Annotated in this window: 28 protein-coding genes; all 28 read left to right on the forward strand. The window is 67.2% G+C overall.

Annotation, left to right across the window (positions count from 1 at the left end; translation table 11 throughout):
* Positions 1–63: 63 nt before the first annotated feature.
* The 28 genes from G7063_RS03110 to rplO all read left to right on the forward strand — a co-directional run bounded on the left by G7063_RS03110 (position 64) and on the right by rplO (position 24,073).
* A complete protein-coding gene (locus tag G7063_RS03110; protein WP_166413072.1) occupies positions 64–987 on the forward strand; it encodes a hypothetical protein in 924 nt (307 codons plus the stop codon).
* 469 nt (positions 988–1,456) lie between these two features.
* Positions 1,457–4,966 carry a DNA-directed RNA polymerase subunit beta gene (rpoB, locus tag G7063_RS03115; RefSeq protein WP_166413074.1) on the forward strand — a complete coding sequence of 1,170 codons (3,510 nt, stop codon included), beginning with the start codon at positions 1,457–1,459 and terminating at the stop codon, positions 4,964–4,966.
* A 117-nt stretch (positions 4,967–5,083) separates the two neighbouring features.
* The gene (locus tag G7063_RS03120; RefSeq protein ID WP_166413076.1) at positions 5,084–8,962 is read left to right on the forward strand and encodes a DNA-directed RNA polymerase subunit beta'; all 3,879 of its coding nucleotides are present in this window, start codon (positions 5,084–5,086) and stop codon (positions 8,960–8,962) included.
* A gap of 480 nt (positions 8,963–9,442) precedes the next feature.
* Positions 9,443–9,817, forward strand: a complete 375-nt coding sequence (gene rpsL / locus G7063_RS03125) for a 30S ribosomal protein S12 (protein ID WP_166413078.1) — start codon at positions 9,443–9,445, stop codon at positions 9,815–9,817.
* Complete coding sequence (gene rpsG / locus G7063_RS03130; RefSeq protein ID WP_102509360.1) at positions 9,817–10,287, forward strand: 30S ribosomal protein S7; 471 nt, start codon at positions 9,817–9,819, stop codon at positions 10,285–10,287. Before rpsL ends, rpsG begins: the two co-directional genes overlap by 1 nt.
* Before the next feature lie 93 nt (positions 10,288–10,380).
* Positions 10,381–12,483 (forward strand): elongation factor G, encoded by a 2,103-nt coding sequence (gene fusA / locus G7063_RS03135; RefSeq protein WP_166413080.1) that lies wholly within the window; start codon positions 10,381–10,383, stop codon positions 12,481–12,483.
* 134 nt (positions 12,484–12,617) lie between these two features.
* Entirely contained in the window at positions 12,618–13,814 is a 1,197-nt protein-coding gene (gene tuf, locus G7063_RS03140) for an elongation factor Tu (protein WP_166413082.1), read from the forward strand.
* Between the two features lie 578 nt (positions 13,815–14,392).
* Positions 14,393–14,701, forward strand: coding sequence for a 30S ribosomal protein S10 (gene rpsJ, locus G7063_RS03145; protein ID WP_102509357.1), 309 nt, complete (start codon positions 14,393–14,395; stop codon positions 14,699–14,701).
* A gap of 17 nt (positions 14,702–14,718) precedes the next feature.
* On the forward strand, positions 14,719–15,375 hold the full coding sequence (gene rplC / locus G7063_RS03150) for a 50S ribosomal protein L3 (RefSeq protein WP_166413084.1): 657 nt from the start codon (positions 14,719–14,721) through the stop codon (positions 15,373–15,375).
* Positions 15,376–15,383: 8 nt separating this feature from the next.
* Positions 15,384–16,079, forward strand: a complete 696-nt coding sequence (gene rplD / locus G7063_RS03155) for a 50S ribosomal protein L4 (protein WP_166413086.1) — start codon at positions 15,384–15,386, stop codon at positions 16,077–16,079.
* Entirely contained in the window at positions 16,076–16,378 is a 303-nt protein-coding gene (rplW, locus tag G7063_RS03160) for a 50S ribosomal protein L23 (protein WP_102509354.1), read from the forward strand. The genes rplD and rplW overlap by 4 nt, the downstream gene beginning before the upstream one ends.
* Positions 16,379–16,412: 34 nt before the next feature.
* On the forward strand, positions 16,413–17,249 hold the full coding sequence (rplB, locus tag G7063_RS03165; RefSeq protein ID WP_166413088.1) for a 50S ribosomal protein L2: 837 nt from the start codon (positions 16,413–16,415) through the stop codon (positions 17,247–17,249).
* 14 nt (positions 17,250–17,263) lie between these two features.
* Positions 17,264–17,545: a 30S ribosomal protein S19 gene (gene rpsS / locus G7063_RS03170; protein ID WP_102509352.1), complete on the forward strand. Its 282-nt coding sequence runs from the start codon at positions 17,264–17,266 to the stop codon at positions 17,543–17,545.
* Positions 17,542–17,949, forward strand: a complete 408-nt coding sequence (gene rplV, locus G7063_RS03175; protein WP_166413090.1) for a 50S ribosomal protein L22 — start codon at positions 17,542–17,544, stop codon at positions 17,947–17,949. Before rpsS ends, rplV begins: the two co-directional genes overlap by 4 nt.
* Complete coding sequence (gene rpsC / locus G7063_RS03180; RefSeq protein ID WP_166413092.1) at positions 17,949–18,764, forward strand: 30S ribosomal protein S3; 816 nt, start codon at positions 17,949–17,951, stop codon at positions 18,762–18,764. The genes rplV and rpsC overlap by 1 nt, the downstream gene beginning before the upstream one ends.
* A gap of 2 nt (positions 18,765–18,766) precedes the next feature.
* On the forward strand, positions 18,767–19,186 hold the full coding sequence (rplP, locus tag G7063_RS03185) for a 50S ribosomal protein L16 (RefSeq protein WP_102509349.1): 420 nt from the start codon (positions 18,767–18,769) through the stop codon (positions 19,184–19,186).
* Entirely contained in the window at positions 19,186–19,425 is a 240-nt protein-coding gene (rpmC, locus tag G7063_RS03190; RefSeq protein ID WP_166413094.1) for a 50S ribosomal protein L29, read from the forward strand. Before rplP ends, rpmC begins: the two co-directional genes overlap by 1 nt.
* An 8-nt stretch (positions 19,426–19,433) precedes the next feature.
* On the forward strand, positions 19,434–19,706 hold the full coding sequence (gene rpsQ, locus G7063_RS03195; protein ID WP_102510575.1) for a 30S ribosomal protein S17: 273 nt from the start codon (positions 19,434–19,436) through the stop codon (positions 19,704–19,706).
* Between the two features lie 127 nt (positions 19,707–19,833).
* Positions 19,834–20,202 (forward strand): 50S ribosomal protein L14, encoded by a 369-nt coding sequence (gene rplN, locus G7063_RS03200; protein ID WP_166413096.1) that lies wholly within the window; start codon positions 19,834–19,836, stop codon positions 20,200–20,202.
* 1 nt (position 20,203) lies between these two features.
* Complete coding sequence (rplX, locus tag G7063_RS03205) at positions 20,204–20,554, forward strand: 50S ribosomal protein L24 (RefSeq protein WP_166413098.1); 351 nt, start codon at positions 20,204–20,206, stop codon at positions 20,552–20,554.
* Positions 20,554–21,117, forward strand: a complete 564-nt coding sequence (rplE, locus tag G7063_RS03210) for a 50S ribosomal protein L5 (protein ID WP_166413099.1) — start codon at positions 20,554–20,556, stop codon at positions 21,115–21,117. The genes rplX and rplE overlap by 1 nt, the downstream gene beginning before the upstream one ends.
* A gap of 1 nt (position 21,118) precedes the next feature.
* Positions 21,119–21,304 (forward strand): type Z 30S ribosomal protein S14, encoded by a 186-nt coding sequence (locus G7063_RS03215; RefSeq protein ID WP_166413102.1) that lies wholly within the window; start codon positions 21,119–21,121, stop codon positions 21,302–21,304.
* 75 nt (positions 21,305–21,379) lie between these two features.
* On the forward strand, positions 21,380–21,778 hold the full coding sequence (rpsH, locus tag G7063_RS03220) for a 30S ribosomal protein S8 (RefSeq protein WP_102509343.1): 399 nt from the start codon (positions 21,380–21,382) through the stop codon (positions 21,776–21,778).
* Positions 21,779–21,798: 20 nt separating this feature from the next.
* On the forward strand, positions 21,799–22,338 hold the full coding sequence (gene rplF / locus G7063_RS03225; protein ID WP_166413104.1) for a 50S ribosomal protein L6: 540 nt from the start codon (positions 21,799–21,801) through the stop codon (positions 22,336–22,338).
* A gap of 2 nt (positions 22,339–22,340) precedes the next feature.
* The gene (gene rplR, locus G7063_RS03230; protein WP_166415170.1) at positions 22,341–22,712 is read left to right on the forward strand and encodes a 50S ribosomal protein L18; all 372 of its coding nucleotides are present in this window, start codon (positions 22,341–22,343) and stop codon (positions 22,710–22,712) included.
* 37 nt (positions 22,713–22,749) lie between these two features.
* Entirely contained in the window at positions 22,750–23,409 is a 660-nt protein-coding gene (rpsE, locus tag G7063_RS03235; protein WP_166413106.1) for a 30S ribosomal protein S5, read from the forward strand.
* A complete protein-coding gene (rpmD, locus tag G7063_RS03240; RefSeq protein ID WP_166415171.1) occupies positions 23,409–23,591 on the forward strand; it encodes a 50S ribosomal protein L30 in 183 nt (60 codons plus the stop codon). The genes rpsE and rpmD overlap by 1 nt, the downstream gene beginning before the upstream one ends.
* Before the next feature lie 2 nt (positions 23,592–23,593).
* Complete coding sequence (gene rplO, locus G7063_RS03245; RefSeq protein WP_166413108.1) at positions 23,594–24,073, forward strand: 50S ribosomal protein L15; 480 nt, start codon at positions 23,594–23,596, stop codon at positions 24,071–24,073.
* Positions 24,074–24,215 lie beyond the last annotated feature (142 nt).

The raw sequence follows: 24,215 nt of genomic DNA on the forward strand, positions 1-24,215 counted from the left end.
CCTGTTGCGACGTGACCGCGTGCTGGTTACTGTCACCGGACCCAGGAGCATGAGGAGGAGCGGATGAGCGTGAAGAGCTCGAGGACCCTGCTGGTGGCCGGGGTGTGCGCGATCGCGCTCACCGGCTGTACCGCGAGCAACGACCCCGGCCCGACGATCGTGCCGCCCACGACGGTTCCCGCGCCGACGATCCCGGCGCCGACGACGCCCGGTGAGGAGACCACGACTCCCGACGCCGCGCCGACGACGAACGCGCCGGAGGTCGACGCCTCGCTCTGGTGCGCCCCCGGCGACGCGGACGAGGGCGACGTCGAGGTGACGTTCGGCAAGATCTCTGCGGCGAGCGACGAGTGGGCGAGCTCGATCGACCGTACCTGGCGGCACTACATCCCCGTGACGGTGACGAACCGCATGGACGTGCCGTGCACGTTTGACCTGTGGCTCGACGGCGCCGTCGACGGCGGCAGGACGGCGAACGAGGACCTCACGGTTCCGCTGCTCCCGGGCGAGTCGTACTCGTTCCAGGCGTTCGACCTCGAGGAGATGGTGAAGTTCAGCGCCGACTCGAAGGACGCGAAGCCCGCGGCCAAGATCACGCCCTCGGTCAATCTCGTGACGCGTGACCCGTACCTCGACTACTACGACCTCACGACCGAGGTCGGCAAGGTCGAGGGCAAGGGGGGAGACGCGACCCTCCCGGTGACGGTGACGCTCAACGGTCTCAAGCCCGGCATGCCGGAGCGGACGGGACTCTCGGAGGACGACATGTTCGTCCTGGGGCTCGACGCTGACGGAACCGTCGTGACGAAGGCGTCGGCGTCCATCGACCCGTTCACGTTGGGGGAGACCCGCACGATCGAGCTCAAGGTCGGCGGTGGCTCGTCCTCCGACGACTTGCGCAACCAGATGCCTGTTGCGACCTATGACGACGTCGTGACGTGGCACGTCGCGCTCCAGCCGGCGAAGACGAAGCTCGAGGATCGCTGACGGCACGGCCACAGCTCCCACCGTGGGCCCCGGTGCGCACCCGCGTGCCGGGGTCTTCGGCGTAGCGAGGGCTGCGGCGACCCGGTTGCGGCGGCATGCTAGAGTGGCCTGTTGGCGTGCCTGTCGCGCGCCGCAGCCTCACGCATCAGATGGCGGGCGTGTGGGGACGAGTTCGAACCCCTCACGGGGTTGTCGCCCGGACGGGTGGTGGTGGCCGAAGGCCGCCGCTCGCGTGCGGGAAACAGGTGTGGTTCACCTCACCTGACCAGGATGGTTGCTTCGGGCGACCATTCGGCATTATGCTAGCGCTTTGCGCTGACGTGTGTCCTGACGTCTTGCCCGCCATCGAATCCCTGCCTGCACGGCCCACGGTATCCCACCGCTGGCCGTAGCCGTGCGCGGAACGTGGTCGGCGGTCGGGTGCGCCGAAGCGCACAGCGTGCACTCGAACCGCAGGGAAGGACCCCTCTTGGCTGCCTCGCGCACCCCTTCTGCACCGTCCGCCGACGCGATCGCGAACCGCACCGCGTCGCCGCGTCTCTCCTTCGCAAGGATCTATGAGCCCCTCGAGGTCCCCGACCTCCTGGGGCTTCAGACCGAGAGCTTCGACTGGCTCCTCGGCAACGAGAAGTGGCAGGCGCGCGTCGCCGCCGCGCAGGAGGCCGGCCGTCGGGACGTCCCGATGAAGTCGGGCCTCGAGGAGATCTTCGAGGAGATCTCCCCGATCCAGGACTTCGGCGAGACCATGGAGCTCGCGTTCTCGAACCACCGGTTCGAGCCGCCGAAGCACTCGGCCGACGAGTGCAAGGAGAAGGACTTCACCTTCGCTGCGCCGCTCTTCGTCACGGCCGAGTTCACGAACACGGGTACGGGCGAGATCAAGAGCCAGACGGTCTTCATGGGCGACTTCCCGCTCATGACGGAGCGCGGCACCTTCATCATCAACGGCACCGAGCGTGTCGTCGTCTCCCAGCTCGTCCGTTCGCCGGGCGTCTATTTCGAGCGCACGCCCGACAAGACGTCGGACAAGGACATCTTCTCGGCAAAGGTCATCCCGAGCCGTGGCGCGTGGCTCGAGTTCGAGATCGACAAGCGTGACGCCGTCGGCGTCCGCGTCGACCGCAAGCGCAAGCAGTCGGTGACGGTCCTCCTCAAGGCCCTCGGCCTCACGGAGTCCGAGATCCGCGAGGAGTTCGCGGAGTTCCCCGCGGTCCTCGACACGCTCGACAAGGACACGGTCCAGACGCAGGACGAGGCGCTCGTCGACCTCTACCGCAAGATCCGTCCGGGCGAGCCGCCGACGGTCGAGGCCGGGCGCAGCCTGCTCGACAACTTCTACTTCAACTCCAAGCGCTACGACCTCGCGAAGGTCGGCCGCTACAAGCTCAACAAGAAGCTCGGCCGCGACGCGGAGCTCGAGGCCTCGGTGCTCGAGGTCTCGGACATCGTCGCGACCATCAAGTACCTCGCGTCGCTGCACGCCGACAAGGTGACGATGGGCGGTCTGCGCGACGGCGAGAACATCGACGTGCGTGTCGAGACCGACGACATCGACCACTTCGGCAACCGTCGTATCCGCGCCGTGGGCGAGCTCATCCAGAACCAGGTCCGCACGGGCCTGTCGCGCATGGAGCGTGTCGTGCGCGAGCGCATGACGACGCAGGACGTCGAGGCCATCACGCCGCAGACGCTCATCAACATCCGCCCCGTCGTGGCCTCCATCAAGGAGTTCTTCGGGACGTCGCAGCTCTCGCAGTTCATGGACCAGAACAACCCGCTCGCGGGTCTCACCCACAAGCGTCGTCTCTCGGCGCTCGGCCCGGGCGGTCTCTCGCGCGACCGCGCCGGCATGGAGGTCCGTGACGTCCACCCGTCGCACTACGGCCGCATGTGCCCCATCGAGACGCCTGAAGGCCCGAACATCGGCCTCATCGGCTCGCTCGCGTCGTTCGGTCGCATCAACCCGTTCGGCTTCATCGAGACGCCGTACCGCAAGGTTGTCGACGGGGTCGTCACCGACGAGGTCGTCTACCTCACGGCCGACGACGAGGACCGCCACATCATCGCCCAGGCCAACCAGCCGCTGACGCTCGACGGCGCGTTCGTCGACGCCCGCGTCACGGTCCGCATGAAGGGCGGCGAGGTCGACCTGGCTCCGCGTGCCGACGTCGACTACATGGACGTCTCCCCGCGCCAGATGGTCTCGGTCGCGACCGCGCTCATCCCGTTCCTCGAGCACGACGACGCGAACCGCGCCCTCATGGGTGCGAACATGCAGCGCCAGGCCGTGCCGCTCGTCCGCTCCGAGGCGCCGCTCGTCGGCACCGGCATGGAGTGGCGTGCCGCGGTCGACGCGGGCGACGTCATCGTCGCGACGCGTCCGGGCGTCGTCACGGAGGTCTCCGCCGACCTCGTGACGGTCGCGAACGACGACGGCACGAAGACGAGCTACCGCGCGTCGAAGTTCCGTCGCTCGAACCAGGGCACGTCGTACAACCAGCGTGTCCTCGTCGACGAGGGCCAGCGTGTCGAGGTCGGTTCCGTCCTCGCCGACGGCCCCGCGACCGACGGTGGCGAGCTCGCGCTCGGCCGCAACCTCCTCGTCGCGTTCATGTCGTGGGAGGGTCACAACTACGAGGACGCGATCATCCTGTCGCAGCGCCTCGTCCAGGACGACGTCCTCTCCTCGATCCACATCGAGGAGCACGAGATCGACGCTCGTGACACGAAGCTCGGCCCGGAGGAGATCACGCGGGACATCCCGAACGTCTCCGAGGAGGTCCTCGCGGACCTCGACGAGCGCGGCATCATCCGCATCGGTGCCGAGGTCGGCGCCGGCGACGTGCTCGTCGGCAAGGTCACGCCCAAGGGCGAGACCGAGCTCACCCCGGAGGAGCGCCTGCTCCGTGCGATCTTCGGCGAGAAGGCCCGTGAGGTCCGCGACACGTCGCTCAAGGTTCCCCACGGCGAGTCGGGCACGGTCATCGGCGTCAAGGAGTTCCGTCGCGAGGACGGCGACGAGCTGCCCGCCGGCGTCAACGAGCTCGTGCGCGTCTACATCGCGCAGCGACGCAAGATCACCGCGGGTGACAAGCTCGCCGGCCGCCACGGCAACAAGGGCGTCATCTCGACGATCCTTCCTGTCGAGGACATGCCGTTCCTCCCGGACGGCACGCCGGTCGACATCATCCTCAACCCCATGGGTGTCCCGGGCCGTATGAACGTCGGCCAGGTGCTCGAGGTCCACCTCGGGTGGATCGCCTCGCAGGGCTACGACGTCAAGCTGGCCGAGGGCGACCTCGAGTGGCTCAAGTCGCTCCCGGAGACGGCGCTCGCCTCCGAGCCCGGCCGCCCGCTCGCGACCCCCGTGTTCGACGGTCTCGAGGAGGAGGGCCTCACGGGCCTCCTCGGCGCGACCATCCCGAACCGCGACGGCGACCGCATGGTCGGCGGCGACGGCAAGGCCCGTCTCTTCGACGGCCGCTCCGGCGAGCCGTTCCCGGAGCCGGTGTCCGTGGGCTACATGTACATCCTCAAGCTGCACCACCTCGTGGACGACAAGATCCACGCGCGGTCGACGGGTCCCTACTCGATGATCACGCAGCAGCCGCTCGGTGGTAAGGCGCAGTTCGGTGGACAGCGATTCGGCGAGATGGAGGTGTGGGCCCTCGAGGCGTACGGCGCTGCCTACACCCTCCAGGAGCTGCTCACCATCAAGTCGGACGACGTCCCCGGCCGTGTCAAGGTCTACGAGGCGATCGTCAAGGGCGAGAACATCCCCGACTCGGGCATCCCGGAGTCCTTCAAGGTCCTCCTCAAGGAGATGCAGTCGCTCTGCCTCAACGTCGAGGTGCTGTCGTCCGACGGCGTCTCGATCGAGATGCGCGAGTCCGACGACGAGGTGTACCGCGCTGCGGAGGAGCTGGGCATCGACCTGTCCCGCCGCCCCAACGCAGCCGCCTCGATCGACGAGATCTGACCTCGGGCGCGTGGCCCGCTCCGCACACGATGCGGGCCGCGCGAGCCTGACACCACTTTTTCGAGAATGACGCCGGGGCGGGAGCCCCACCCCGGCGGACCACGGAAGTAGGACACATTGCTCGACGTCAACGTCTTCGACGAGCTGCGTATCGGACTGGCGACCGCGGACGACATCCGCGCCTGGTCGCACGGTGAGGTCAAGAAGCCCGAGACCATCAACTACCGCACCCTCAAGCCCGAGAAGGACGGTCTCTTCTGCGAGAAGATCTTCGGTCCGACCCGGGACTGGGAGTGCTACTGCGGCAAGTACAAGCGCGTGCGCTTCAAGGGCATCATCTGCGAGCGCTGCGGCGTCGAGGTGACGCGTTCGAAGGTCCGTCGTGAGCGCATGGGCCACATCGAGCTCGCAGCGCCCGTCACGCACATCTGGTTCTTCAAGGGTGTGCCCTCGCGCCTCGGCTACCTGCTCGACATCGCCCCGAAGGACCTCGAGAAGGTCATCTACTTCGCGGCGTACATGATCACGTCGGTCGACGCCGACGGTCGCCACGAGGACCTCCCCAACCTCCAGAACGAGATCGACCTAGAGAAGAAGGAGATCACGGACCGCCGTGACAACGAGATCGAGACGCGCGCGAAGCGTCTCGAGGACGACCTCGCGACGCTCGAGGCCGAGGGCGCTCGCGCCGACGCCCGCCGCAAGGTCCGCGACTCGGCCGAGCGCGAGATGGCGCAGCTGCGCAAGCGCTCGGACGCAGAGCTCGACCGTCTCGAGGAGGTCTGGGACAAGTTCAAGAACCTCAAGGTCGGTGACCTCCTCGGCGACGAGATGCTCTACCGCTCGCTCGCCGACCGGTACGGCAACTACTTCGAGGGCTCGATGGGCGCCGCGGCGATCCAGAAGCGTCTGCAGGACTTCGACCTCGTCGCCGAGTCCGAGCTGCTCCGCGAGATCATCGCGACGGGCAAGGGCCAGAAGAAGACCCGCGCCCTCAAGCGCCTCAAGGTCGTCAACGCCTTCCTCACGACGACGAACTCGCCGTCGGCCATGGTGCTGGACGCCGTCCCGGTCATCCCGCCGGACCTTCGCCCGATGGTGCAGCTCGACGGTGGACGTTTCGCGACGTCGGACCTCAACGACCTGTACCGCCGCGTCATCAACCGCAACAACCGCCTCAAGCGTCTTCTCGACCTCGGTGCCCCCGAGATCATCGTCAACAACGAGAAGCGCATGCTCCAGGAGGCCGTGGACTCGCTGTTCGACAACGGCCGTCGTGGCCGCCCGGTGACGGGCCCCGGCAACCGCCCGCTCAAGTCCATCTCGGACATGCTCAAGGGCAAGCAGGGTCGTTTCCGCCAGAACCTCCTCGGCAAGCGCGTCGACTACTCGGGCCGTTCGGTCATCGTCGTCGGCCCGCAGCTCAAGCTGCACCAGTGCGGCCTGCCGAAGCAGATGGCGCTCGAGCTCTTCAAGCCGTTCGTCATGAAGCGTCTCGTCGACCTCAACCACGCGCAGAACATCAAGTCCGCCAAGCGGATGGTCGAGCGCGCGCGCCCGGTCGTGTGGGACGTCCTCGAAGAGGTCATCACCGAGCACCCTGTCCTCCTCAACCGTGCTCCCACGCTGCACCGTCTGGGTATCCAGGCGTTCGAGCCGCAGCTCGTCGAGGGCAAGGCCATCCACCTGCACCCGCTCGTCTGCGCGGCGTTCAACGCCGACTTCGACGGCGACCAGATGGCTGTCCACCTGCCGCTGTCCGCCGAGGCCCAGGCCGAGGCGCGCATCCTCATGCTCTCGAGCAACAACATCCTCAAGCCGTCGGACGGCCGTCCGGTGACCATGCCCTCGCAGGACATGATCATCGGTCTGTTCCACCTGACGTCGGACCGTGAGGACGCTGTGGGCGAGGGCCGCGCGTTCGCGTCGGTCGCCGAGGCGATCATGGCGTTCGACCAGGGTTCGCTCGACCTCAACGCGATCGTGAAGATCCGCATGGACGACTTCGTGCCGCCCGTGGACTTCGAGGCCCCCGAGGGCTGGGAGTCCGGCACGTCGCTCCTCGTCGAGACGACGCTCGGTCGCGCGCTCTTCAACGAGACGCTCCCGATCGACTACCCGTACGTCAACGGTGTCGTCGACAAGAAGCAGCTCTCGGCGATCGTCAACGAGCTCGCGGAGAAGTACCCCAAGGCTGACGTCGCCGAGTCGCTCGACGCGCTGAAGTCCGCGGGCTTCCGCTGGGCGACGCGTTCGGGCGTCACCATCGCGATCTCCGACGTCACGACGCCGAACGACAAGCGCGAGATCCTCGACGCTCACGAGGAGCGCGCGCTCCGTGTGCAGGGCCAGTACGAGAAGGGCCTCATCACGGACGACGAGCGTCGTCAGGAGCTCATCGAGATCTGGACGCAGGCGACGGACAAGGTCGCTGCTGCCATGCGCTCGAACTTCGAGGGACGCAGCCGCAACACGGTCTACCGCATGGTCGGCTCGGGCGCGCGTGGTAACTGGATGCAGGTCCGTCAGATCGCCGGTATGCGCGGTCTCGTGGCGAACCCGAAGGGCGAGATCATCCCGCGCCCGATCAAGTCCAACTACCGTGAGGGCCTCTCGGTCGTCGAGTACTTCATCGCGACGCACGGTGCCCGTAAGGGTCTGGCCGACACGGCCCTCCGTACGGCGGACTCCGGCTACCTCACGCGTCGTCTCGTCGACGTCTCGCAGGACGTCATCGTCCGCGAGGAGGACTGTGGCACGGAGCGTGGCCTCACGCTCCCGGTCGCGAAGAAGGGCCGCGACGGCTCGTTCACGCGTCACGACAAGGTCGAGACCTCGATCTACTCGCGGACGCTCGCGACCGCGGTCGAGGTCGACGGCAAGGTTGTCGGCGAGGCGGGCGAGGACGTCGGCGACGTGCTCATCGACGTGCTCGTCGAGGCCGGCGTGGCGGACCTCAAGGTTCGTTCGGTCCTCACGTGCGAGTCGCGCGTCGGCACGTGCGCGAAGTGCTACGGCCGTTCGCTCGCGACCGGCAAGCTCGTCGACATCGGCGAGGCCGTCGGCATCATCGCGGCCCAGTCGATCGGTGAGCCCGGCACGCAGCTGACGATGCGTACGTTCCACACCGGTGGTGTGGCCTCGGCGGACGACATCACGCAGGGTCTTCCCCGTGTCACCGAGCTCTTCGAGGCCCGCACCCCCAAGGGTGAGGCGCCGATCGCGGAGTTCTCCGGCCGCATCACGATCGACGAGTCCGACCGTTCGCGTCGCCTCGTCCTCACGCCGGACGACGGCGGCGAGGAGATCGCGTACCCGGTGACCAAGCGTGCCCGTCTGCTCATCTCCGATGGTGAGCACGTCGAGGTCGGTGCCCAGCTCGTCCAGGGTGCGGTGGACCCCAAGAAGGTCCTGCGCATCCTCGGCCCGCGCCAGACGCAGAAGCACCTCGTCGACGAGGTCCAGGAGGTCTACCGCTCGCAGGGCGTGGACATCCACGACAAGCACATCGAGGTCATCGTCCGTCAGATGCTCCGTCGCGTGACGGTGCTCGAGTCGGGCGACACGACGCTCCTCCCGGGTGAGCTCGCGGAGCGTTCGCGCTTCGAGGACGCCAACCGGGCCGCGGTCGCCGAGGGCGGTCGCCCGGCCTCGGGTCGTCCCGAGCTCATGGGCATCACGAAGGCGTCGCTCGCGACCGAGTCGTGGCTGTCCGCGGCGTCGTTCCAGGAGACGACGCGCGTGCTCACGGAGGCCGCGATGAGCGGCCGTCGTGACCCGCTCCTCGGGCTCAAGGAGAACGTCATCCTCGGTAAGCTCATCCCTGCCGGTACGGGTATGCCCCGCTACCGCGACGTCACGGTCGAGCCGACCGAGGCGGCGAAGGCCGAGCTCTACCCGAGCTTCGGGTACGACGAGATCGACTTCCCGACGCTCGGCATGGGCTCTGGGGACGCGATCCCGCTCGACGAGATCGACTTCGGCGACTACCAGTGAGTCGCTGAGCAGCCTGCATGTCCGAGGGGCCCGTCGCACACGTGCGGCGGGCCCCTCGGCCGTCGGAGGGGAGCGGTGCGCGGGATCACACCCGCGACGTGTCCGCGTCCTTTGACAGTGCGGGATCGCCGTCGTTACTGTTGGACACTGTGCCCGCACCGTCGGGCATCCGCATGCGCACGGCCGGCTCGCCCGGCGGACGCGGCGGAGGCGATGCTCCGCGAAGTGGGCGTGACACCTAGGTGCCACGCCGGCCTCCCGGGGGATCGACGCCGTGCCACGCACGGATGTCCCCGACGGTCATGCAGGTATTCCGGACGGACTGGCGCACGCCAGCCCCGACGGACCATCGAGCCGGTGGTAGTTGGCGTTCCGTCCCCACGGAGTTGGGGACGGGTGTGCGCCGACGCTGCAGGCGCGACACAGACCACACCCGGCGGGGCTCGGCCCCGCTCAGCTCGAGAAGACAACGGAGACGTAGTGCCTACGATCCAGCAGCTCGTCCGCAAGGGGCGGACCTCCAAGCCCGGGAAGTCGAAGACTCCCGCGCTCAAGGGCTCCCCGCAGCGGCGTGGCGTGTGCACGCGTGTGTACACCACCACCCCCAAGAAGCCGAACTCGGCGCTCCGGAAGGTCGCCCGTGTGCGCCTCTCGAGCCAGGTCGAGGTCACCGCGTACATCCCCGGTGTCGGCCACAACCTCCAGGAGCACTCCATCGTGCTCGTGCGTGGCGGTCGTGTGAAGGACCTTCCCGGTGTTCGCTACAAGATCGTCCGTGGCGCGCTCGACACGCAGGGCGTCAAGAACCGTAAGCAGGCCCGCAGCCGCTACGGCGCGAAGAAGGAGAAGGCCTGATGCCTCGTAAGGGTCCGGCCCCGAAGCGGCCGATCATCGTCGACCCGGTCTACGGATCGCCCGTCGTCACGCAGCTCATCAACAAGGTTCTTCTCGACGGCAAGAAGACGACCGCCGAGGCGATCGTCTACGGCGCCCTCGAGGGTGTTCGCGCCAAGGTCGACGGCGACCCCGTCGTCGTGCTCAAGCGCGCGCTCGAGAACATCCGCCCGGCGCTCGAGGTCCGCTCGCGCCGCGTCGGTGGTGCCACGTACCAGGTGCCCGTCGAGGTCCGCCCGACGCGTCAGACGACGCTCGCGCTCCGCTGGCTCACCGACTTCTCGCGCGCTCGCCGCGAGAAGACGATGACCGAGCGCCTCATGAACGAGATCCTCGACGCCTCGAACGGCCTCGGCGCCGCGGTCAAGCGCCGCGAGGACATGCACAAGATGGCGGAGTCCAACAGGGCGTTCGCGCACTACCGCTGGTGATCACCGTGAGGCGCCCCGGACACCCCGGGGCGCCTCCGGCACGCGGGCTCGCGCCCGTTCGACGTCGACCTCCCACCACTAAGGGGAAAACTCGTGGCACTTGACGTGCTGACCGACCTGAACAAGGTCCGCAACATCGGCATCATGGCCCACATCGATGCCGGCAAGACCACAACCACCGAGCGCATCCTGTTCTACACGGGTGTCAACTACAAGCTCGGCGAGACGCACGACGGTGCCTCGACGATGGACTGGATGGAGCAGGAGCAGGAGCGCGGCATTACGATCACGTCCGCCGCGACGACCTGCTACTGGCACGACAACCAGATCAACATCATCGACACCCCCGGGCACGTGGACTTCACGGTCGAGGTCGAGCGCTCGCTGCGCGTCCTCGACGGTGCCGTCGCGGTGTTCGACGGCAAGGAGGGCGTCGAGCCCCAGTCCGAGACCGTCTGGCGCCAGGCCGACAAGTACAACGTCCCGCGCATCTGCTTCGTCAACAAGATGGACAAGCTCGGTGCGGACTTCTACTTCACGGTCAAGACGATCGTCGAGCGCCTCAAGGCGAAGCCGCTCGTCGTCCAGCTGCCCATCGGCGCTGAGAACGACTTCATCGGCATGGTCGACCTCCTTGAGATGAAGGCCATGGTCTGGCGCGGCGAGACCAAGCTCGGCGAGCAGTACGACATCGAGGAGATCCCGGCCGACCTCCAGGAGAAGGCTGAGCAGTACCGTGCCCAGCTCATCGAGGACGTCGCGGAGGCCGACGAGGACCTCCTCGAGAAGTACCTCGGTGGCGAGGAGCTCACGGTCGCCGAGATCAAGTCCGGCATCCGCAAGCTCGTCATCGCGGGCGAGGCGTTCCCGGTCTTGTGTGGCTCGGCGTTCAAGAACAAGGGCGTCCAGCCCATGCTCGACGCGGTCATCGACTACCTGCCGTCGCCGCTCGACGTCCCCGCCATCGAGGGCTCGAGCCCCCGTGACGAGGAGATCAAGATCGAGCGTCACCCCGACGCCGACGAGCCGTTCGCGGCTCTGGCGTTCAAGGTCGCCACGCACCCGTTCTTCGGCAAGCTCACCTACGTCCGTGTCTACTCGGGCAAGGTCGACCAGGGCGCGCAGATCCTCAACGCGACCAAGGGCAAGAAGGAGCGCGTCGGGAAGCTCTTCCAGATGCACTCCAACAAGGAGAACCCGGTCGACTCGGCGAGCGCCGGCCACATCTACGCGTTCATCGGCCTCAAGGACGTCACCACGGGTGACACGCTCAGCGACCCGGCGAACCCGGTGGTCCTCGAGTCGATGACCTTCCCCGAGCCCGTCATCGACGTGGCGATCGAGCCGAAGACGAAGGCCGACCAGGAGAAGCTCGGCATCGCGATCCAGAAGCTCGCCGAGGAGGACCCGACCTTCCGCGTCAAGCTCGACGACGAGACCGGTCAGACCGTCATCGGCGGCATGGGCGAGCTTCACCTCGACATCCTCGTCGACCGCATGCGTCGCGAGTTCAAGGTCGAGGCGAACGTCGGCAAGCCGCAGGTCGCGTACCGCGAGACCATCCGCCGCACGGCGGAGAAGGTCGACTACACGCACAAGAAGCAGACCGGTGGTTCGGGTCAGTTCGCCAAGGTCCAGGTGACCTTCGAGCCGCTCGACACGACCGACGGCCAGCTCTACGAGTTCGTCAACGCCGTCACCGGTGGTCGCATCCCGCGTGAGTACATCCCGTCGGTCGACGCCGGTATCCAGTCAGCGATGCAGCTCGGCGTCCTCGCCGGGTTCCCGCTCGTGGGTGTGAAGGCGACGCTCATCGACGGTGCGTACCACGACGTCGACTCCTCGGAGATGGCGTTCAAGATCGCCGGCTCGATGGTTCTCAAGGAGGGCATCCGCAAGGCGGACCCCGTCATCCTCGAGCCCGTCATGGCCGTCGAGGTTCGTACTCCCGAGGAGTACATGGGTGACGTCATCGGCGACATCAACTCGCGCCGTGGCATGATCCAGTCCATGGAGGACGCCACCGGCGTCAAGGTGGTGCGTGCCCAGGTGCCGCTCTCCGAGATGTTCGGGTACATCGGTGACCTGCGTTCCAAGACGCAGGGACGCGCCGTGTACTCGATGCAGTTCGACAGCTACTCCGAGGTTCCTCGGAACGTTGCCGAAGAGATCATCAAGAAGACCCGGGGCGAGTGAGTCCCCACAGGTCGACCAGCAAGTTTCAATCAATCAACCTGTAGCGACCCGCACGCCCGGCAGGTGCCCGGCCCCCTCGGGGGCCGGGAACCTGCATCGTTCGGCACAACTACCCAAGTCCCAGGAGGACCCCAGTGGCGAAGGCCAAGTTCGAGCGGAGCAAGCCGCACGTCAACGTCGGAACCATCGGTCACGTCGACCACGGCAAGACCACGCTGACGGCTGCGATCTCGAAGACGCTCGCGGACACGTTCCCCGACCTGCCCGCGAACAAGCAGCGCAACTTCGACGAGATCGACAAGGCTCCCGAAGAGAAGCAGCGCGGCATCACGATCAACATCTCGCACATCGAGTACGAGACGCCGAAGCGTCACTACGCGCACGTCGACGCGCCGGGTCACGCTGACTACATCAAGAACATGATCACGGGTGCGGCCCAGATGGACGGTGCGATCCTCGTCGTCGCCGCCACCGACGGCCCGATGGCCCAGACGCGTGAGCACGTTCTGCTCGCGCGCCAGGTCGGCGTTCCCTACCTCCTCGTCGCCCTCAACAAGTCCGACATGGTCGACGACGAGGAGATCCTCGAGCTCGTCGAGATGGAGGTGCGTGAGCTTCTCTCGTCGCAGGGCTTCCCCGGCGACGACGCTCCCGTTATCCGCGTCTCGGGCCTCAAGGCTCTCGAGGGCGACCCGGAGTGGGCGGCGAAGATCATCGAGCTCATGGAGGCCGTGGACGAGAGCGTCCCGGACCCCGTCCGTGACCTCGACATGCCGTTCCTCATGCCGATCGAGGACGTCTTCACGATCACCGGTCGTGGCACCGTCGTCACCGGCAAGGTCGACCGTGGCACGCTCGACGTCAACTCCGAGGTCGAGATCGTCGGTATCCGTCCGGTCCAGAAGACCACGGTCACGGGCATCGAGACGTTCCACAAGCAGATGGACCAGGCTCAGGCCGGCGACAACACCGGTCTCCTCCTGCGTGGCATCAAGCGCGAGGACGTCGAGCGCGGCCAGGTCGTCGTCAAGCCGGGCTCGATCACGCCCCACACCGAGTTCGAGGCGCGTGTCTACATCCTCGCCAAGGACGAGGGTGGCCGTCACAACCCGTTCTACTCGAACTACCGTCCGCAGTTCTACTTCCGCACCACGGACGTCACCGGCGTCATCACGCTGCCCGAGGGCACCGAGATGGTCATGCCTGGTGACAACACCGAGATGACGGTCACGCTGATCCAGCCCATCGCGATGGACGAGGGCCTCGGCTTCGCCATCCGCGAGGGTGGCCGCACGGTCGGCTCGGGCCAGGTCACGAAGATCCTCAAGTGATCTTCTGATCCCTGGTCCGCGGCTCGCGTGAGCTGCAACCACTGCTAGGCCCGGTCCCCGTCCGCGGGGGCCGGGCCTAGCGGCATGTACGGCCGCGGTAGACGACCGGTCGTTGAGGGCTCGCCCGCGCGAGAGTGACTCTCGTCGCCGGCGGCCCGGCGTACGCCGTCGACACGTGTCGCCATCGGTGCCCGATGGCCTCCTCCCACCCGGCTGCGGAAGCGATGAGACGCAGGTCACGGGCGCGAGAGTTTGTGCGGAGGCGGGTTGTCATGGCAGGATGGTCAAGTTGCCTGTCACGGGCGCGCTCATTCAAGTGTCGAACAGTGTGTTGATCCGCGGGTCTATCCCGTGAGGTGGACTCTCTGTGCGCACAGATTGAATGCCCCTCACGGTGAGCGCCCGACAGGCCTCCGAACGTCGTGACGTCCCGGTGATCGCCTGCGAGAACCGGAACGACACACCCCCGGCCCGATATCCCTCAGGGGAGCGTGTGACCGGGTGTGCCGCACATAGCGACACGCCCGAGCGCGTGGGTCGGACTTCCTGCAGTTCTAGAGAGAGAGTCAGACGACGCCATGGCGGGACAGAAGATCCGCATCCGGCTCAAGTCCTACGACCACGAGGTCATCGACAGCTCGGCGCGCAAGATCGTCGACACGGTGGTCCGCGCTGGTGCAACGGTCGTGGGTCCGGTGCCGCTGCCGACGGAGAAGAACGTTTTCTGCGTCATCCGGTCGCCTCACAAGTACAAGGACAGCCGCGAGCACTTCGAGATGCGCACGCACAAGCGGCTCATCGACATCATCGATCCCACGCCGAAGGCCGTCGACTCGCTCATGCGTCTCGACCTGCCTGCGGACGTGAACATCGAGATCAAGCTCTGAGCGGGAGGACGAAGAACATGACCGCTCAGAACGACCGCCCCGTGACGGCGGTTCTCGGCACGAAGCTCGGCATGACGCAGGCTTGGGACGAGTCGGGCCGCATCGTGCCCGTCACCGTCGTGCGCGTCGGTGCCAACGTCGTGACCCAGATCCGTTCGCTCGAGAACGACGGCTACACGGCCGTCCAGCTCGCTACGGGCCAGATCGACCCTCGCAAGGTCACCAAGCCCCTCAAGGGCCACTTCGAGAAGGCCGGCGTCACGCCGCGCCGTCACCTCGTCGAGGTCCGGACGTCCGACGCTGCCGAGTACACGCTCGGCCAGGAGATCAACGCGGAGGCCTTCGAGGCCGGCGCGGTGGTCGACGTCGTCGGCACGACCAAGGGCAAGGGCTTTGCCGGTGTCATGAAGCGCCACGGCTTCTCCGGCGTTGGCGCCTCCCACGGTGCGCACCGTAACCACCGCAAGCCCGGCTCGATCGGTGGCGCTTCGACGCCCGGTCGCGTCTTCCGCGGCCAGCGCATGGCCGGCCGCATGGGTAACGCGCGCCAGACCACCCAGAACCTGACCGTCTTCGCGGTCGACGCTGAGAAGGGCCTGCTGCTCGTCAAGGGCGCTGTTCCCGGCCCCAAGGGCGGCGTCGTCCTCGTGCGTAGCGCCGTGAAGGGAGCGTGACCGCAATCATGGCTGACACGCTGACCGTCGACGTCATCGACCCGAAGGGCAAGAAGGCCGGCACCGCCGAGCTTCCTGCCGAGGTGTTCGACGTCCAGACGAACGTCCCGCTCATCCACCAGGTCGTCGTCGCCCAGCGCGCTGCTGCGCGCCAGGGCACGGCCGACACCAAGACCCGTGCTGAGGTCTCCGGTGGTGGGCGCAAGCCGTACAAGCAGAAGGGCACCGGTCGTGCCCGCCAGGGATCGACCCGCGCGCCGCAGTTCGCCGGCGGTGGCGTCGTCCACGGCCCGACGCCGCGTGACTACACGCAGCGCACCCCCAAGAAGATGAAGGCCGCTGCTCTCCGTGGCGCCCTCTCGGACCGCGCCCGTCACGGTCGCGTCCACGTCGTCACCGGCTTCGGCATCGACGGCGCGCCGTCGACGAGCTCGGCGCTCAAGGTCCTCGCGGGCTTCTCCGAGCGCAAGAACGTCCTCGTCGTGCTCGAGCGGGGCGATGACCTCACGGTGAAGTCGCTCCGCAACGCTCCGCAGGTGCACCTGCTGGTCGCTGACCAGCTCAACACCTACGACGTGCTGATCTCGGACGACATCGTCTTCACCCAGGGCGCCCTCGAGGCGTTCCTGGCCGGGCCGACCACCGGACGTTCCGCCACCGCTGTGGCCTCGTCCGCCGAGATCGCCGAGGAGGACGCCAAGTGAGCGCTCTGCAGAAGAACCCGCGCGACATCCTGATCGCGCCGGTCGTCTCCGAGAAGAGCTACGGGCTCCTCGACGAGGGTAAGTACACCTTCGTCGTGGCCCCCGACGCCAACCGTGCCGAGATCAAGATCGCTATCGAGAAGGTCTTCGGCGTCAAGGTCGAGTCGGTGAACACGATCAACCGCAAGGGGAAGTCGCGTCGCACCCGCTTCGGCATCGGCAAGCGCAAGGACACGAAGCGCGCGATCGTCACCCTCCGCGAGGGCTCGATCGACATCTTCGGCGGCCCGGTCGGCTGACGCCGGTCGAACAGCAGATTGAGGACAAGTTCCCATGGGAATCCGTAAGTACAAGCCGACGACGCCGGGTCGTCGCGGCGCGAGCGTCGCGGACTTCGTCGAGATCACGCGATCGGAGCCGGAGAAGTCGCTGGTCCGCCCGCTGACGAAGACGGGTGGCCGTAACAACACCGGTCGCATCACGACGCGTCACAAGGGCGGTGGCCACAAGCGTGCCTACCGCGTCATCGACTTCCGTCGCCACGACAAGGACGGCGTGCCGGCCAAGGTCGCTCACATCGAGTACGACCCCAACCGCACCGCGCGCATCGCGCTCCTTCACTACGCGGACGGCGAGAAGCGTTACATCATCGCGCCGAACAAGCTGTCGCAGGGCGACGTCGTCGAGGCAGGTCCCTCGGCCGACATCAAGCCCGGCAACAACCTGCCGCTGCGCAACATCCCGACCGGTACGGTCATCCACGCGATCGAGCTCCGCCCCGGTGGCGGCGCGAAGATCGCGCGTTCGGCCGGCACCTCGGTGCAGCTCGTCGCGAAGGACGGCCCCTACGCCCAGCTGCGTATGCCGTCCGGCGAGATCCGCAACGTCGACGCGCGCTGCCGCGCGACCGTCGGCGAGGTCGGCAACGCCGAGCAGTCGAACATCAACTGGGGCAAGGCCGGCCGCATGCGGTGGAAGGGCGTCCGCCCGACCGTCCGTGGTGTCGTCATGAACCCCGTCGACCACCCGCATGGTGGTGGTGAGGGTCGTACGTCCGGTGGTCGTCACCCGGTCAGCCCCTGGGGCAAGCCGGAGGGCCGCACCCGCCGTCCGAACAAGGCGAGCGACAAGCTCATCGTGCGTCGCCGTCGTACTGGCAAGAAGCGCTGATAGGAGCCTGACAGATGCCACGCAGCCTGAAGAAGGGTCCTTTCGTCGACGGACACCTTCAGAAGAAGGTCGATGTCCAGAACGAGGCCGGGACGAAGAACGTCATCAAGACGTGGTCCCGCCGGTCGGTCATCACGCCCGACTTCCTCGGTCACACCTTCGCCGTTCACGACGGTCGCAAGCACGTCCCGGTGTTCGTCACCGAGTCGATGGTCGGCCACAAGCTGGGCGAGTTCGCCCCCACGCGCACCTTCAAGGGGCACGTGAAGGATGACAAGAAGGGTAGAAGGCGATGAGCGCAGTCACTGACAAGCGCACCCGGCGGGACAACCTGCTCGGCGATGCCGCGGGAGACTTCGCGATCGCCCGGTTCGTCCGCGCCACCCCCCAGAAGGTCCGCCGTGTCGCCGACCTCGTCCGCGGCTCGTCCGTGGCCGACGCGGTGCTCACGCTGACCTACGCCCCGCAGTCGGCCGCCGATGACGTCCTCAAGGTCGTCGAGTCGGCTGCCGCCAACGCGGTCAACAACGGTGGTCTCGTCCGCGAGTCCCTCGTCGTGACGCAGATCTTCGTGGACGAGGGCCCGACGCTCAAGCGTTTCCGCCCCCGCGCGCAGGGACGTGCCGGCCGCATCCTCAAGCGGACGAGCCACATCACCGTGGTCGTCGAGCCGCGTGACCTGAAGGGAAGTGCCCGCTAGTGGGACAGAAGATTCACCCGCTGGGGTACCGACTCGGCATCACCACCGACCACCGGTCGCGCTGGTTCGCCGACTCGACCAAGGCCGGTCAGCGGTACCGCGACTACGTCCGTGAGGACGTCCAGATCCGCAAGCTCATGTCCGAGGGACTCGAGCGCGCGGGTATCTCCAAGGTCGAGATCGAGCGCACCCGTGACCGCGTCCGCGTGGACATCCACACGGCGCGCCCGGGCATCGTCATCGGTCGCCGTGGCGCCGAGGCCGACCGCATCCGCGGCGAGCTCGAGAAGCTCACGGGCAAGCAGGTCCAGCTCAACATCCTCGAGGTGAAGAACGCCGAGATCGACGCTCAGCTCGTCGCTCAGGGCATCGCGGAGCAGCTTGCTTCCCGCGTCTCCTTCCGTCGTGCGATGCGCAAGGGCATGCAGTCCGCGCAGCGCGCCGGCGCCAAGGGCATCCGTGTCCAGTGCGCCGGGCGTCTCGGCGGCGCCGAGATGAGCCGTTCGGAGTTCTACCGCGAGGGTCGTGTGCCGCTGCACACGCTTCGCGCGAACATCGACTACGGCTTCTTCGAGGCCCGCACCACCTTTGGTCGCATCGGCGTCAAGGTGTGGATCTACAAGGGCGACATGACGGAGAAGGAGTTCGCTCGCGAGCAGGCCTCCCAGGCCCCGCGCGGCCGTGGTGGCCGTGGCGAGCGTCCCGCCCGTGGTGGTCGTCGTCCGGAGCGTCCGGCTGCTGCCGACGCCCCCGCCTCGGCCGAGGCCCCCGCCCAGGAGGCGCCCGCGGCCGCTGAGTCCGGAACGGAGGCCTGAGCATGCTGATCCCGCGCAGGCTCAAGCACCGCAAGCAGCACCACCCGAGCCGCTCGGGTGCTGCTAAGGGCGGTACCCAGATCGCGTTCGGCGAGTACGGCATCCAGGCTCTGGAGCCCGCCTACGTGACCAACCGTCAGATCGAGTCCGCTCGTATCGCGATGACGCGTCACATCAAGCGTGGTGGAAAGGTGTGGATCAACATCTACCCCGACCGCCCGCTCACGAAGAAGCCCGCCGAGACCCGCATGGGTTCCGGTAAGGGTTCGCCCGAGTGGTGGATCGCCAACGTCAAGCCCGGCCGCATCGTTTTCGAGCTGGCCGGCGTCGACGAGGAGCTGGCCCGTGAGGCCATGCGCCGTGCGATGCACAAGCTCCCGATGAAGTGCCGTTTCGTGGTGCGCGAGGGTGGTGTCAACTGATGGCTGTCGGTAGCAAGGACCTGGCCGCGATCGAGCTGGACGCGATGGACGACGACAAGCTCGTCGCCGAGCTGGACAAGGCGAAGCAGGAGCTGTTCAACCTCCGCTTCCAGTCCGCGACGGGTCAGCTCGAGTCCCACGGCCGCCTCAAGGCGGTCCGCCGTGACATCGCTCGGATCTACACGATCCTCCGTGAGCGTGAGCTCGGCATCCGTACCGCCCCGAGCGTGAGTGAGTGAAGGCTGAGATGAGCGAGAACACCACCGACGCGCGCAACCAGCGCAAGACCCGCCGCGGCTACGTCGTGTCCGACAAGATGGACAAGACCGTCGTCGTCGAGGTCGAGGACCGCGTCAAGCACCCGCTCTACGGCAAGGTCATCCGCCGTTCGAGCAAGGTCAAGGCCCACGACGAGCAGAACTCGGCGGGGATCGGCGACCTGGTCGTCATCATGGAGACTCGTCCGCTGTCCGCCTCGAAGAGGTGGCGTCTGGTCGAGATCGTGGAGAAGGCCAAGTAGCACGTCTGACGGCGAAGTGGGGTCTGCCTCCCGAAGGAGGTAGACTCCGCTTCGCCGCAGCATTGGAAAGTATCCGTTCGGCAAGGCTCGCAGCGCGAGAACCAGCTCGACGACAGGAGTTCACTACATGATCCAGCAGGAGTCGCGACTTCGTGTCGCCGACAACACGGGCGCCAAGGAAATCCTTTGCATCCGCGTTCTCGGTGGTTCGGGCCGTCGCTACGCCGGAATCGGCGACACCATCGTCGCAACCGTCAAGGACGCGATCCCTGGCGGCAACGTCAAGAAGGGCGACGTCGTCAAGGCGGTCATCGTCCGTACCGTCAAGGAGCGCCGCCGCGCCGACGGTTCCTACATCAAGTTCGACGAGAACGCGGCCGTGATCCTCAAGAACGACGGGGAGCCGCGCGGCACGCGCATCTTCGGTCCCGTCGGGCGTGAGCTGCGCGACAAGCGCTTCATGAAGATCATCTCGCTCGCACCGGAGGTGATCTGACATGGCGCAGATCAAGAAGGGCGACCAGGTCGTCGTCATCGCCGGCAAGGACAAGGGCCTCACGGGTCGCGTCCTCGAGGTCCTCAAGGACTCCGACGGCGTCATCGTCGAGGGCGTCGGCGTCGTCACGAAGCACACCAAGGCTGGCCAGACCCAGCGCGGTGCGACCTCGGGCGGCATCGAGCGTGTCGAGGCCCCGATCCACATCTCCAACGTGCAGTACTACGACGCTGACGCCAAGCGCGCCAAGCGTCTGGGCAGCCGTACGGAGCAGGTCGAGCGTGACGGTCGTTCCAAGAACGTCCGCGTCCGCGTGACCCGCGGCCACGGCGACGCTGAGAAGGACATCTGATGAGCACCGAGACCACCACGAAGCCGCGCCTCAAGGCGCGCTACGCCGCCGAGATCGTTCCTGCCCTGCAGGAGCAGTTCTCCTACGGCAACGTCAACGAGGTCCCGCGTCTGACCAAGATCGTGGTCAACATGGGTGTCGGTGACGCTGCGAAGGACTCGAAGCTCATCGAGGGTGCGATCCGCGACCTCACGCTCATCACGGGCCAGAAGCCCCAGGTGACGAAGGCCCGCAAGTCCATCGCACAGTTCAAGCTCCGTGAGGGCATGCCGATCGGTGCGCACACGACGCTCCGCGGCGACCGCATGTGGGAGTTCGCCGACCGCCTCCTCTCGGTTGCGCTTCCGCGCATCCGTGACTTCCGCGGTCTGTCGCCGAAGCAGTTCGACGGCAACGGCAACTACACGTTCGGCCTCAACGAGCAGTCGATGTTCTATGAGATCGACCCGGACGCGATCGACCGCGTCCGCGGCATGGACATCACCGTCGTGACGACCGCGAAGACCGACGACGAGGGCCGCGCGCTCCTCCGTCAGCTCGGCTTCCCGTTCAAGGAGAACTGACATGGCTAAGAAGGCCCTCGTCAACAAGGCCGCCGCCAAGCCCAAGTTCGGTGTCCGCGCCTACACCCGGTGCCAGAAGTGCGGTCGTCCGCGCTCGGTGTACCGCAAGTTCGGTCTCTGCCGTGTGTGCGTCCGTGAGATGGCCCACCGTGGCGAGCTCCCGGGCGTCACGAAGAGCAGCTGGTAACAACTACGTCGCAGGTCCGAGCCGATGCCTCCGGGTGGCGGCACGGATACCCCGACGAGGAAGGGCACAAGCCCAATGACGATGACTGACCCCATCGCAGACATGCTGACGCGTCTGCGTAACGCAAACCGGGCTCAGCACGACACGGTCTCCATGCCGTACTCGAAGCTGAAGTCGAACATTGCCGAGATCCTCAAGCGTGAGGGCTACATCTCGGGCTGGAACGTCGAGGCGGCCGCAGTCGGCCAGACCCTCACGATCGAGCTGAAGTACTCGCAGTCGCGCGAGCGCGCCCTCTCGGGCGTCCGCCGGGTCTCCAAGCCCGGCCTCCGCGTCTACGCGAAGTCCACCAACCTGCCGAAGGTCCTCGGCGGTCTGGGCGTGGCGATCCTCTCCACGTCCTCGGGCCTCCTCACGGACAAGCAGGCCGCAGAGAAGGGCGTGGGTGGGGAAGTCCTCGCCTACGTCTGGTAATCGGGAGAGGAGAGAAAACCATGTCTCGCATCGGTAAGATCCCCGTCCCGGTCCCGGCCGGAGTGGACGTCACCATCAGCGGTGCCCTCGTGACCATCAAGGGGCCCAAGGGCACCCTCGAGCACGTCGTCCCCGCTCAGATCGAGGTCGCGCGCGACGAGGACGGCGCTATCGTCGTCACCCGTCGTGGGGACGACCGCGACTCCCGCGCGCTGCACGGCCTCACGCGCACGCTCCTCTCGAACGTCGTCATCGGCGTGACCGAGGGCTACGAGAAGAAGCTCGAGATCGTCGGCACGGGTTACCGCGTCGTCGCGAAGGGCACGGACCTCGAGTTCGCGCTCGGCTTCAGCCACCCGGTCGTCATCACGCCGCCCGAGGGCATCACGTTCGCTGTCGAGGGCCCCACGAAGTTCTCCGTGGCCGGTATCTCGAAGCAGCAGGTCGGCGAGGTCGCTGCGAACATCCGCAAGATCCGCAAGCCTGAGCCGTACAAGGGCAAGGGTGTGCGCTACGCCGGCGAGAACGTCCGCCGCAAGGCCGGAAAGGCTGGTAAGTGACCATGGCGATCAAGGTTCTGGGCAAGGGCACGGCGGTGGCGCGCAAGCGTCGTCACCTGCGCCTCCGCAAGAAGATCTCGGGCTCCGCTGCTCGCCCCCGTCTCGTCGTGACGCGTTCTACGCGCCACATGACGGCTCAGATCGTCGACGACGCCGTGGGTCGCACCCTGGCGTCCGCCTCGACGCTCGAGGCCGACGTGCGTGCGCTCGACGGCGACAAGTCGGCGAAGGCCCGCAAGGTCGGCGAGCTCGTCGCCGAGCGTGCCAAGGCTGCCGGCATCGACGTCGTCGTGTTCGACCGTGGTGGTAACAAGTACCACGGTCGGGTCGCTGCGGTCGCCGACGGCGCCCGTGAGGGCGGTCTGTCCCTGTGACGGCGCGTACCCACTCCGAGAAGAAGAGGACGATCTGATGGCTGCTGGGCAGCGCAACACGGGCGCCCCTGCGGGCGGCGCCAGCAACGAGCAGGGCGATCGCCGTCGCGGCGACCGCGACGGCCGTCGCAACGACCGCCGCGGCGACGCGGCCGAGAAGAGCGCCTTCGTCGAGCGCGTCGTCACCATCAACCGCGTCTCGAAGGTCGTGAAGGGTGGTCGTCGCTTCAGCTTCACCGCCCTCGTGGTCGTCGGTGACGGCAACGGCACGGTCGGCGTCGGCTACGGCAAGGCCAAGGAGGTCCCCGCGGCGATCGCCAAGGGTGTCGAGGAGGCGAAGAAGAACTTCTTCGCCGTCCCCCGCATCCAGGGCACGATCCCTCACGCGGTGACGGGTGAGGCCGCGGCGGGCGTGGTGTTCCTGCGCCCCGCCGCTCCGGGTACCGGCGTTATCGCCGGTGGTCCGGTGCGCGCGGTCCTCGAGTGCGCGGGTATCCACGACGTGCTCTCGAAGTCGCTCGGGTCCTCCAACGCGATCAACATCGTGCACGCGACCGTGGCCGGTCTGCGCGCGCTCGAGCAGCCTGAGGCTGTTGCGGCGCGTCGTGGCCTGCCGCTCGAGCACGTCGCCCCGGCGTCGCTGCTCCGTGCACAGGCTGCCGGCAAGGCGGCCCAGGCTGCTGAGGTTGGTGCATGATGGCGCGACTCAAGGTGACCCAGAAGAAGTCCGCCATCGGCGGCAAGCAGAACCAGCGTGACACGCTGCGTACTCTGGGCCTCAAGCGGATCGGCGACATCGCCGTGAAGGAGGACCGTCCGGAGATCCGCGGCATGGTCGCCACGGTGGCGCATCTCGTCACCGTCGAGGAGGTCGACTGATCATGGCCGAGGCCAAGAAGACCGAGGAGACCGTGCAGGGCACGGCGCTCAAGGTCCACCACCTGCGTCCCGCCCCGGGCGCCAAGACCGCCAAGACCCGTGTGGGTCGTGGTGAGGCGTCCAAGGGCAAGACCGCAGGCCGCGGTACCAAGGGTACGAAGGCCCGCTACCAGGTTCCGGAGCGTTTCGAGGGTGGGCAGATGCCCCTCCACATGCGCCTTCCGAAGCTGCGCGGCTTCAAGAACCCGTTCCGTGTCGAGTTCCAGGTCGTCAACCTGGACAAGCTCGGTGCTCTCTACCCCGCCGGTGGCGTCGTCACCGTCGAGGACCTCGTCGCCAAGGGCGCGGTCCGCAAGGGGCAGCTCGTCAAGGTGCTCGGCACCGGCGAGCTCACGGTCAAGCTCAACGTCGCGGTCGACGCCGTGTCCGCCTCGGCCAAGGAGAAGATCCTTGCCGCGGGTGGCTCGGTGACCGAGGCCTGAGATTCACGGTCGAGGCCGGGTGGTGCATATGCACCCCCGGCCTCGTCCGCGTCCCGGACCCTGACGTCGTCCTCGCCGAGGATGACGACCGGTCGGGGACCACGCACCGGCGTGATCCACGCTAGAGTGCCGAGGGCGACCG

Source organism: Sanguibacter sp. HDW7 (genome assembly GCF_011300875.1).
Lineage (GTDB): Bacteria > Actinomycetota > Actinomycetes > Actinomycetales > Cellulomonadaceae > Flavimobilis.

Coding starts and splice junctions, on each gene's coding strand:
- rplX (WP_166413098.1), top strand. CDS start 20,204: ATGGCGCAGATCAAGAAGGGCGACCAGGTCGTCGTCATCGCCGGCAAG.
- rpsS (WP_102509352.1), top strand. CDS start 17,264: ATGCCACGCAGCCTGAAGAAGGGTCCTTTCGTCGACGGACACCTTCAG.
- rpsQ (WP_102510575.1), top strand. CDS start 19,434: ATGAGCGAGAACACCACCGACGCGCGCAACCAGCGCAAGACCCGCCGC.
- rpsJ (WP_102509357.1), top strand. CDS start 14,393: ATGGCGGGACAGAAGATCCGCATCCGGCTCAAGTCCTACGACCACGAG.
- rpsG (WP_102509360.1), top strand. CDS start 9,817: ATGCCTCGTAAGGGTCCGGCCCCGAAGCGGCCGATCATCGTCGACCCG.
- G7063_RS03110 (WP_166413072.1), top strand. CDS start 64: ATGAGCGTGAAGAGCTCGAGGACCCTGCTGGTGGCCGGGGTGTGCGCG.
- rplE (WP_166413099.1), top strand. CDS start 20,554: ATGAGCACCGAGACCACCACGAAGCCGCGCCTCAAGGCGCGCTACGCC.
- rpsE (WP_166413106.1), top strand. CDS start 22,750: ATGGCTGCTGGGCAGCGCAACACGGGCGCCCCTGCGGGCGGCGCCAGC.
- rplR (WP_166415170.1), top strand. CDS start 22,341: ATGGCGATCAAGGTTCTGGGCAAGGGCACGGCGGTGGCGCGCAAGCGT.
- rplB (WP_166413088.1), top strand. CDS start 16,413: ATGGGAATCCGTAAGTACAAGCCGACGACGCCGGGTCGTCGCGGCGCG.
- rpmD (WP_166415171.1), top strand. CDS start 23,409: ATGGCGCGACTCAAGGTGACCCAGAAGAAGTCCGCCATCGGCGGCAAG.
- rplV (WP_166413090.1), top strand. CDS start 17,542: ATGAGCGCAGTCACTGACAAGCGCACCCGGCGGGACAACCTGCTCGGC.
- rplO (WP_166413108.1), top strand. CDS start 23,594: ATGGCCGAGGCCAAGAAGACCGAGGAGACCGTGCAGGGCACGGCGCTC.
- rplF (WP_166413104.1), top strand. CDS start 21,799: ATGTCTCGCATCGGTAAGATCCCCGTCCCGGTCCCGGCCGGAGTGGAC.
- rplP (WP_102509349.1), top strand. CDS start 18,767: ATGCTGATCCCGCGCAGGCTCAAGCACCGCAAGCAGCACCACCCGAGC.
- rplN (WP_166413096.1), top strand. CDS start 19,834: ATGATCCAGCAGGAGTCGCGACTTCGTGTCGCCGACAACACGGGCGCC.
- rplD (WP_166413086.1), top strand. CDS start 15,384: ATGGCTGACACGCTGACCGTCGACGTCATCGACCCGAAGGGCAAGAAG.
- rplC (WP_166413084.1), top strand. CDS start 14,719: ATGACCGCTCAGAACGACCGCCCCGTGACGGCGGTTCTCGGCACGAAG.
- G7063_RS03215 (WP_166413102.1), top strand. CDS start 21,119: ATGGCTAAGAAGGCCCTCGTCAACAAGGCCGCCGCCAAGCCCAAGTTC.
- rpsH (WP_102509343.1), top strand. CDS start 21,380: ATGACGATGACTGACCCCATCGCAGACATGCTGACGCGTCTGCGTAAC.
- rpmC (WP_166413094.1), top strand. CDS start 19,186: ATGGCTGTCGGTAGCAAGGACCTGGCCGCGATCGAGCTGGACGCGATG.